Below are 8,987 nucleotides of genomic sequence, written 5' to 3' on the forward strand. Positions count from 1 at the left end.
CCCGGCCGGGGCGCGACGGGCGTACGCCGCCGGGCCGCAGGCGGGCCGGGCGTGGGCCGGCCGGGCGTCGGCGGGCCGGGTGTCGGGGCCGGCGGCAACGGCAACGGCAACGGCCCCGCCCCGCTCGGACGGTTCCTCGCCAAAGCCGCCGCCGTCACCGCCGGACTGACCGCCGCCGGAGCCGTCTTCGGCCTCGTCCGCGACCAGACCATCGCGCACCTCTTCGGCGCCGGACACGACAGCGACGCCTTCCTGATCGCCTGGACCGTCCCCGAAATGGCCTCGACCCTGCTGATCGAGGACGCCATGGCCCTGCTGATGGTGCCCGCCTTCAGCCACGCCCTCGCCCGCCGCGCCGCCAGCCGGGCCGGCCTCACCCGCAGGGAGGCCCGTGCGGCCGACCCCGTACGGCTCCTCGTCGGGGCGACCCTGCCACGGCTCGCCGTGTTCCTGGCCGCCGTCGCCTCCGTACTGATCGTCGCCGCCCCGCTCGTCGTCGCACTGCTCGCCCCCGGCCTGCCCGACCCCGAACTGGCAGTCCAGTGCACCCGGATGACCGCCCTCACCGTGCTCACCTTCGGCGTCGCCGGCTACTTCAGCGCCGCCCTGCGCGCCCACCGCTCCTTCGTCCCGCCCGCCGCGATCTACGTCTCGTACAACGTCGGGATCATCGGCACGATGGTCGCCCTCCACGCCCTGTGGGGCGTGCGCGCCGCCGCCGCCGGAGTCGCCGTCGGCGGACTGCTGATGGTCCTCGTCCAGCTCCCGGCCTTCGTCCGCAACGTCGGCTTCGGACCGACCCGCCCCAAGGGAGCCCCCCGCAGCCAGCGCGACCGGGACCGGCCCACCCTCATCGCCTTCGGACTCATCGCCCCCGTCATCTTCTTCGCCGTCTTCCGGCAGTCCCAGGTCCTCGTCGAACGCTTCCTCGCCGCCTCCCTCCCCCCGGGTGCCATCTCGCACCTCAACTACGCGCAGAAGGTCGCGCAGATGCCGATGGTGCTCTCCCTGATGATCTGCACCGTCACCTTCCCCGTCGTCGCCCAGGCCATGGCCGGCGGGGAACGCGAGAAGGCCCGGCGCCGGGTGGAACAGGACCTCGCCCTCGCCTCCCTCGCCGTCCTCATGGGCAGCGCCCTCGTCATCGGCTACGCACCGCAGATCATCCAGGTCCTCTTCGAACGCGGCGCCTTCACCCACCGCGACACCCTCGCCACCGCCGACGTCATGCGCGTCTACGGACTCGGACTCCTCGGCCACTGCCTCGTCGGAGCACTCTCCCGGCCCTTCTTCTCGACCGCCCGGCCCACCTGGTTCCCGGCGCTCGCGATGGGCGCCGGGCTGCTCGTCAACATCGCGGCCGGAGCCCTCGCCGTCGGCTGGTGGGGCATCTACGGCATCGCCGCCGCCAACGCCGCCGGCATCTCCACCACCGCCGCCCTCCTGCTCACCGGACTCGGCTCCCGCATCGTCGCCATCCAGGTCCGCCGCGTCGCCCTCAGCATCGGACGCCTCGCCGTCGCCGCCGTCGCCGCCGGCGGCACCGGCTGGCTCGCCGGCCCGATGATCCCCGACCCCCTGCTCAGCGCCGCCCTCGGCTGCCTGCTGGTCCCGGCCATGTTCGGGGCCACCGGCACGGCCATGCGGGCCATCGAAGTCACCGCCCTGCCCGCCCAGACCGCCCAGATCGCCTCCCGGCTCACCACCCGCCTGACCCAGCTCACCCAGAGGTTCCGCAATGCCCGCTGACACCGACACGGCACCCCCCGCCGTCCAGCGCCCCGCCCGCCGGTCCGTATCGCCGTGGGTCCTGATGTACCACTCGGTCGCCGAGTTCACCGACCCCGCCGAGGACCCGTACGGCATCACCGTCACCCCCGGCGCCCTGGAAGCCCAACTGCAGTGGCTGCGCACCCGCAAGCTACGCGGGGTGTCCGTCGGCGAACTGCTGCGGGCCCGCGCCGCCGGGCAGGGGCGCGGCCTCGTCGGACTCACCTTCGACGACGGCTACACCGACTTCCTCACCGGCGCCCTGCCCCTGCTGCGCCGCTACGACTGCACCGCCACCCTGTTCGTCCTGCCCGGACGGCTCGGCGCCGACAACGCGTGGGACCCGCTCGGCCCGCGCAAGTCCCTCCTCACCGCCGAGGGGATCCGCGAAGCCGCCGCCGGCGGAACGGAGATCGGCTCGCACGGACTGCTCCACCAGGACCTCACCACCGCCCCCGACGACGTCCTGCGGCAGGAACTGCGCGGCAGCCGCGACCTGCTGCGCGAACTGACCGGCAGCCTCCCCCGGGGCCTCTGCTACCCCTACGGACACCTCGACGCCCGCGTCGTCGAGGCCACCCGGGCCGCCGGATACGCGTACGCCTGCGCGATCACCCCCGGCCGGCTCACCGGCCCGCACGCCCTGCCCCGCACCCACGTCAGCCAGGCCGACGGCCGCGGCCGGATGCGGATCAAGCAGCTCCGCCACCGGGTACGCGAACTGCGGCGGGTGGTCCTGCCGTGAAGGCCCTCCACGTCATCACCGGACTCGGCGTCGGCGGCGCCGAACAGCAACTGCGTCTCCTGCTCCGCCACATGCCGATGCCCTGCGACGTCCTGACCCTCACCAACCCCGGTCCGGTCGCCGAAGGGCTGCGCGCCGACGGCGTCCGCGTCGTCCACCTGGGCATGCGCGGCAACCGTGACCTGGGCGCCCTGCCCCGCCTGGTCCGCTTCATCCGCCACGGCCGCTACGACCTCGTCCACACCCACCTCTACCGGGCCTGCGTCTACGGGCGCCTCGCCGCCCGGCTCGCCGGAGTACGGGCCGTCGTCGCCACCGAACACTCCCTCGGCGAGGCCGAGATCGAAGGCCGCCCCCTGACCGGCGGGGTCCGGGCCCTCTACCTGGCCGGCGAACGGCTCGGCTCCGCCACCGTCGCCGTATCGGACACCGTGGCGGCCCGCCTGGAGGGCTGGGGCGTGCCCGCGGCCCGGGTCCACGTGGTCCCCAACGGGATCGAGGCCGCCCGCTTCCGCTTCAGCGAAGGCGCCCGCCGCGCCACCCGGGCCCGCACGGGCCTGCCCGAACGGGCCTTCGTGGTCGGCGGGGTCGGCAGGCTGGTGCCCGGCAAACGGTTCGACGTACTCGTCCGGGCCGTCGCCGCACTGCCCGGCGCCCACCTCCTCCTCGCCGGGGACGGGCCGGAGCGGGCCGCGCTGCGCACGCTCGCCGCCGAACTCGGCGCGCAGGGCCGCATCCACCTCCTGGGGGAGCGCGACCCGCTCGGCGACAGCCCCGACGGGCGCACGCCCGGGATCCCCTCCCTGCTCGCCGCCATGGACGTCTTCGTGTCCCCCTCCAAGGAGGAGGCCTTCGGGCTCGCCGTGGTCGAGGCACTGGCCGCCGGACTCCCCGTGCTCCACGTGACCTGCCCCGCCATCGACGACCTCCCCGCCGACCGGGCGCCCGGGGCGCGGCGGATCGGGCCCGGCACGGAGGAACTCGTCGCCGCCCTGCGCGGGCAGATGGAAGCGGGCGCCCGCCGGCTCCCCGCGCCCCCGGTGGTACGCCGCTACGACATCGCCCGCACCGCCCGACAGCTCCTCGACGTCTACTCCCTCGCCCTGCCCACCCCGGCACCGGCAACCCCGGCTCCGCCCCCCGCTGCGGCCCCGGCCCCCGCTCCGGTACCGGCCCCGGCAGCCCAGACCGGGCCCGGCCCGGACGCCCCGGGCCACGACCCGGCTCCGGCTCCGGCCCCCGCTCCGGCTCGAACCCCGGCAGCGCGACCCGGGCCCGGCCCGGACGCCCCGGGCCCCGTCGCGGCGGACGCCTCGGGCCACGACCCGGCCGAGGCCTCCGGCCCCGTCGCCGCCTCCGGCCTTGGCACCTCTACGGCTGCCGGTTCCGGCCGTGGCATGGGCCCCGGCTCCGGCCTGGGCACGGGGCCGGTTGTCTGCTCCGGTCCCGGCACGGCTTCCGGCCCTGGCACTGGTACCGGCCCAGGCCCTGGCTCCGGCGGCGGCACGGCTTCCGGCCCCGGTCCCGGCACGGGCCCCGGCACGGGCTCCCGCACGGGCCCCGGCCCCGGGGCGAGAGAACAGTCCGGGCCGGCGGCCGCCACCGCTCCGGGGGCCGCGCCCCGTACCGCGGCGGACGCCCCCGCACCCGGCGGGGGCTGACCCCGCCGCGCACCCCACCCCCACGCACCGCCCCCGGCCGGGGGCCGCGCGCGGGGATGAACGAACTCCCCTCCACCCAGGAAGCGAGCACCGCACATGGCCGACACCGCCGACCAGAAGAAGTCCGACCACCGGTCGGAGCGCAAGCGCCGACTGCTGCCACCGCCCGCCTGGTGGCCCCTGCCCGCCTGCGCCCTGCTCGGACTCGCCGCGGGCGGGGCGTACGGGGTCCTCAAGGCCCCGGAGTACGCCGCCACCAGCTACGTCGTCGCCGTCCCCAACGAGACCACCGAGCCCGCGACCGCCCTCGGCTTCGCCCAGGCCTACGGACGCATCGCCACCAGCAGCTCCACCCTCGCCTACGCCCAGCCCCGCGCCGGCGTCGACGCCCGCCGCCTGCGCACCCAGGTCCGTACCGAGACCTCCCCCGACTCCCCGATGATCGCCATCACCGGGATGTCCAAGAGCCCCTCCGAGGCCGCCGACATCGCCAACGCCGTCGCCGACGCGCTCACCCTGACCAGCAACCAGGCCGCCAAGAACACCGGCGTGCAACTGCTCCTGTTCAACCAGGCCGTCGCGCCGGGCGAGCCCGCCTCCCCGTCGGCCCCCGTCAGCGGCGCCGTCGGGCTGTGCGCGGGCGGGCTGCTGGGCGGGCTGTGGCTGCTGGCCCGGCCCGGCCGCCGCAAGCGGGACGAAGACGCGCTCCCGGTCGTGGAGGAGTACGCCTCGCTGCCCGCCCAGGGCGAGCACTCCGAGACCAAGGAGAAGGAGTCCGTGCGATGACGCGGGGCTCCACCGGGGCCCTGACGGTGACGATGTGCCGCGACCCCCGGCAGTTCGCCGCGCTGGAGGAGCCGTGGAACCGGCTCGTCCGAGGCTGTCGCACCGCCACCCCCTTCCAGAGCCACGCCTGGCTCCACTCGTGGTGGCTGTCGTACGGGAAGGAGGGCCGGCTCCGCGTCCTGCTCGTACGGCGGAGCGGGGAACTCGTCGGCGCGGCCGCGCTGATGCTCGTACACCGGCCGCTGCCGCGGCTGGTGCCGCTGGGCGGGCCCATCACCGACTACTTCGACGTGCTCGTGGCCGACGGGTACGCCGGCCAGGTCGTGCCCGCCCTGGCCCGCGGGCTGCACCGGGCCGCCCGCAGCGCGGTCGTGGACCTGCGCGAGGTACGGCCGGGGGCGGCCGCCGAGGCGCTGTACGAGGCGTGGCCCGGGGTGTCCTGCAAGCTGGCCGACTCCACCTGCATGGAACTGCCCGCGCTGCCCTTCGACGAGCTCGTCAAACGCATGCCGGCCTCCGGCGCCCAGCGGGTGCGGGCCAAGCTGCGCAAGACCGACGCCGCCGGGATCGAGGAGCACGAGGTCACCGAGGACGAGGTGCCGGGAGCCGTACGGACCCTGCTGCGGCTCCACGAGAAGCAGTGGCGCGGCCGCGGGGTCACCCCCGAACACCTGCGGCCCCGGTTCGCCGAGCACCTGACCCGGGCCACCCGGCGGATGGTGCGCGCGGGGGAGGGGCGGCTGACGGAGTTCCGGCTGGACGGCGCGGTGGTGGCGGCCAACGTCACCCTGCTGTCCGCCGGGCTGAGCGGCGGCTATCTGTACGGCGCCGATCCGGAACTGAGGGACCGCAAGGTCGACGTCGCGACGCTGCTGCTGCGCTACGAGGCGGGCCGGGCCCTGGCCGAGGGACGGCCGGTGGTGAGCTTCCTGCGCGGCAACGAGCCGTACAAGAACCACTGGCGGCCCGAGACGGTCGTCAACCAGCGCCTCCTGCTGGCCACGCACGCGCTCGCGCCCCTGCTGCGGCTGCACGAGTCGCAGGTCACGGGGCGCGAGCGGGCGGTGGACGCGCTGCGCGAGGCGCTGCCGGCCGCCCGGGACTGGCGGGCGCGGCTGAACGAACTGCGCGTGCGGTGAACCGTCTAGAAGGGCCAGAAGCCGGAGTTCTTGCCCCAGTCGAGCTTGATGCAGACCGTCTGCTTGCCGACCAGCTTGTTCAGCCACTCGCCGAAGTTGAGCGGGACACACCACTGGGTGCTGTTGGTGGTCGGTTCGGGGGCGGGCGGCTTCGGCGCCGGACTGGGGACGGGGAGGGGAACGGGGACGGGCGCGGGGACGAGCGGGCTCGGCGACGCGGGCACCGTGACCTCGGGCGTCGGCGTCGGCGCCGGCGGGAACACCGGCGGGACGGACACCTCGGGCTCGGGGGGAGGCGTCGGGGCCGGGCTCGTACCCGTGCCCGTGCTGGGGACGACCGGGGGCACGACCGGGGGGTCGGACGCCTCCGGGGTGGGGGTCGGCGCCGGGACCGGCGGTGTGGGCACCTGCGGGCTCGGGACCTGGGGGCTCGGGACCTGGGGCGTCGGGATCTGCGGGGTCGGGATCTGCGGGGTCGGGACGACCGGTGTGGGGAGCACCGGAGTGGGCACCACCGGGGTCGGGACGACCGGCGTCGGCACCACGGGCGTCGGGACCACCGGGGGCGTGGGCTCGACCGGCACCTGCGGGGTCAGCGCCTCGCGGAAGACCCTCGACGACTGCGGGTTCTGCTTGCACTGCCACACGCCGTGCGGGCAGTAGTCGGTGATGGTGTGGTAGAGCGGCTTGTGCTGCTCGATCCACTTCAGCATGCGCCGCACGTACTCCGGGTTGTCCCCGTTGCGGAACAGCCCCCACTCCGGGTACGAGACCTCCTTGCCGTGTGCCTTCGCGAAGTCGACGTGCGCCTGGAGTCCGTACGGCTGGGTGACCTGGTCCTCGAAGGTCCGGCCCGGCCCCTGGTCGTACGAATCCATGCCGATGACGTCGACGACGTCGTCGCCCGGGTAGCACTTGGTCCAGCCGATCGCGTCCGTCCCCCGGTTCGGGGCGAAATCGAACTTGAACCGCTGTCCGGGAACGGCGCGCATCGCGTTGACGACGCGCTTCCAGTACGCCTTCCAGTTCTCCGGGTCGGGCCCGCAGCGGTGCGTGTACGTGGTGCCGTTCATCTCCCAGCCGAGCACGACGACCGTGTCCGGCACCCCCAGCGCCACCAGCCGTTCGGCCAGCTTCGTGAAGTGCCGGTCGTACTGGCCCTGCGCGCCGGCCCGGATCAGCTGGGCCACCTGCCAGTCCGGCACCCGGCCCTCGTTGCGGGCCTGCATGGGCACGTTCAGCACGAACATCCGGTCGTCCTCGGCCCGCCGCCACTCGGCCCAGTCCGCCAGGAAGGGCACGTTGCCCTCGATGCCCGCCCACTGGTCACCGGGCAGATACGTGTGCCCGACCCGGATCTCCTTGCCGCCCAGCCAGCGCGACAGGTACGGGATGCGGGCGACGCCGCGCGGCCCGTAGTCGAGGTAGGCGCCCATGGCGATGTCGGAGCCCCCGGGCTCTTCCTCCGGTGCCGCGAGGGCGGCTCCGGTGGCGAGCAGCCCGGCCGTGACCGTACCGATGCAGGTGCTCGCCAGTCGGCGGCGTGGTCTGGGCATGGCGTCTCCCGAGCTTTCCTGAACCGGTGTGCTTGTCAACGACGTTAGACATCACATCTGACGAATGGCCTGTCCGGTGCCCTTTGCCTAGGCCATTCGCAGCTGCGCATCCTGCCCGCTTGGTCCGACTAGGTGAAAGACACCGTTTCCATGCACGCGTTCGCCAACCATGTGCCCGCTGTTCTGCTCAGACTCGATCGGAATCCGTTCCACCACGGAACCCTCGGCGCCGTCAGATCGCTCGGGCGCAAGGGCGTGGAGGTCCATGCCGTCGTCGAAGCCGGGGGAGGTCCCATGGGGCGTTCGCGGTACCTGCGCGCCACGCACCCCGGTCCCGACGGGGGCCTCGACCCCGAAGCGCCCGAGGAGTTGCTGGAGTGCCTGGCCGGGGTGTCGCGGCGGATCGGGCGGCCGGCGGTGCTCATCGCCATGGACGACCTGAGCGCCATCGCGGTCTCCCGGGTCGCCCCGATGCTGACGGACCGTTTCCGGATCCCCCATCAGCCCGACGACCTGCCCGCGCGCGTGGCCGACAAGGCGGAGCTGTCGCGGCTCTGCGCCCGCTGGGGCGTCCCGCACCCGGAGACGGTGATCCCGGCGAGCGGGGCCGAGGCGGCCGAGGCCGCCTGGCGGCTCGGCCTGCCGGTGGTGGCCAAGTGGAGCCGGCCGTGGCTGCTGCCCGCCGCCGCCGGACTGCGCAGCACCACCCTGGTGCACGGCGTCGCGGAGGTGCGGCGGCTGTACGAACGCTCGGCGGAGGCCGGGAGCCGCCTGCTGCTCCAGCGGTTCCTGCCCGCCGGACCCGACACCGACTGGTTCTTCCACGGGACCTTCGCCCGGGGCGGGCGCCCGCTGCTCGCCGGGTCGGGCCGCAAGGAGCTGTCCTGGCCGGTGCGGACGGGGCTGACGGCGGTGGGGCGGTGGCTCCCGGACCCGGCCGTGGAGGAGTCGGGGCTGCGGCTCGCCGAACGGCTCGGCTACCAGGGGATCCTGGACCTCGACTTCCGGTGCGACGAGCGGGGCACCTTCCGGCTGGTGGACTTCAACCCGCGCCCCGGCGCGCAGTTCCGGCTGTTCACCGACGACCGCGGGCTCGACGTGGTCCAGGCGATGTACCTCGATCTGACGGGGCAACGGGTCCCGGAGCCGGTCGGCGGTCCCGGCCGGGTGTTCGTCGCCGAGAACTACGCGCTGCTCGCGGCGGTACGGGGCCGCCGGCTGTCGGCGGCGACGGCTCGACGAAGACCCCGGCCTGCCCGCCCGGCATGTAGCCCCAGGCCTCCCCGAAGTTCTTCAGGTAGGCGAGGTTCTCGCTCTGGAACACCCGCTT

Annotated in this window: 6 protein-coding genes and 1 pseudogene; 6 read left to right on the forward strand and 1 reads right to left on the reverse strand. The window is 74.8% G+C overall.

From position 1 onward, the window contains the following. Nucleotides 1-51: 51 nt before the first annotated feature. The 5 genes and pseudogenes from ABZW32_RS37615 (at nucleotide 52) to ABZW32_RS37635 (ending at nucleotide 6,101) form a co-directional block, all read left to right on the forward strand. Nucleotides 52-1,749 (forward strand): lipid II flippase MurJ, encoded by a 1,698-nt coding sequence (locus ABZW32_RS37615; RefSeq protein ID WP_356225104.1) that lies wholly within the window; start codon nucleotides 52-54, stop codon nucleotides 1,747-1,749. Then, the gene (locus tag ABZW32_RS37620) at nucleotides 1,739-2,515 is read left to right on the forward strand and encodes a polysaccharide deacetylase family protein (protein ID WP_356225095.1); all 777 of its coding nucleotides are present in this window, start codon (nucleotides 1,739-1,741) and stop codon (nucleotides 2,513-2,515) included. The genes ABZW32_RS37615 and ABZW32_RS37620 overlap by 11 nt, the downstream gene beginning before the upstream one ends. Next, a pseudogene (locus tag ABZW32_RS37625) lies at nucleotides 2,512-3,627 on the forward strand (glycosyltransferase); the annotation flags it as partial. The gene ABZW32_RS37620 and the pseudogene ABZW32_RS37625, both read left to right, overlap by 4 nt. A 645-nt stretch (nucleotides 3,628-4,272) precedes the next feature. Then, nucleotides 4,273-4,962 carry a lipopolysaccharide biosynthesis protein gene (locus ABZW32_RS37630; RefSeq protein WP_356225097.1) on the forward strand — a complete coding sequence of 230 codons (690 nt, stop codon included), beginning with the start codon at nucleotides 4,273-4,275 and terminating at the stop codon, nucleotides 4,960-4,962. Continuing rightward, complete coding sequence (locus tag ABZW32_RS37635; RefSeq protein ID WP_356225099.1) at nucleotides 4,959-6,101, forward strand: GNAT family N-acetyltransferase; 1,143 nt, start codon at nucleotides 4,959-4,961, stop codon at nucleotides 6,099-6,101. The genes ABZW32_RS37630 and ABZW32_RS37635 overlap by 4 nt, the downstream gene beginning before the upstream one ends. Before the next feature lie 5 nt (nucleotides 6,102-6,106). Here ABZW32_RS37635 and ABZW32_RS37640 read toward each other — a convergent pair whose 3' ends face one another. Next, nucleotides 6,107-7,657: a glycosyl hydrolase gene (locus ABZW32_RS37640; RefSeq protein WP_356225101.1), complete on the reverse strand. Its 1,551-nt coding sequence runs from the start codon at nucleotides 7,655-7,657 to the stop codon at nucleotides 6,107-6,109. Nucleotides 7,658-7,807: 150 nt separating this feature from the next. On the opposite strand from ABZW32_RS37640, the gene ABZW32_RS37645 reads away from it, so the two are divergent. Continuing rightward, the coding region (locus ABZW32_RS37645) for an ATP-grasp domain-containing protein (RefSeq protein ID WP_356225103.1) at nucleotides 7,808-8,987 on the forward strand (1,180 nt) is incomplete at its 3' end.

Origin of the sequence: Streptomyces sp. NPDC004667 (genome assembly GCF_040609475.1) — a bacterium.
In the GTDB taxonomy this organism is placed as follows: Bacteria; Actinomycetota; Actinomycetes; order Streptomycetales; family Streptomycetaceae; genus Streptomyces.

What these genes read in the sequence shown, in the direction of transcription:
- ABZW32_RS37620 (WP_356225095.1), top strand. Translation starts at nt 1,739, where the DNA reads ATGCCCGCTGACACCGACACGGCACCCCCCGCCGTCCAGCGCCCCGCC.
- ABZW32_RS37630 (WP_356225097.1), top strand. Translation starts at nt 4,273, where the DNA reads ATGGCCGACACCGCCGACCAGAAGAAGTCCGACCACCGGTCGGAGCGC.
- ABZW32_RS37635 (WP_356225099.1), top strand. Translation starts at nt 4,959, where the DNA reads ATGACGCGGGGCTCCACCGGGGCCCTGACGGTGACGATGTGCCGCGAC.
- ABZW32_RS37640 (WP_356225101.1), bottom strand. Translation starts at nt 7,657, where the DNA reads ATGCCCAGACCACGCCGCCGACTGGCGAGCACCTGCATCGGTACGGTC.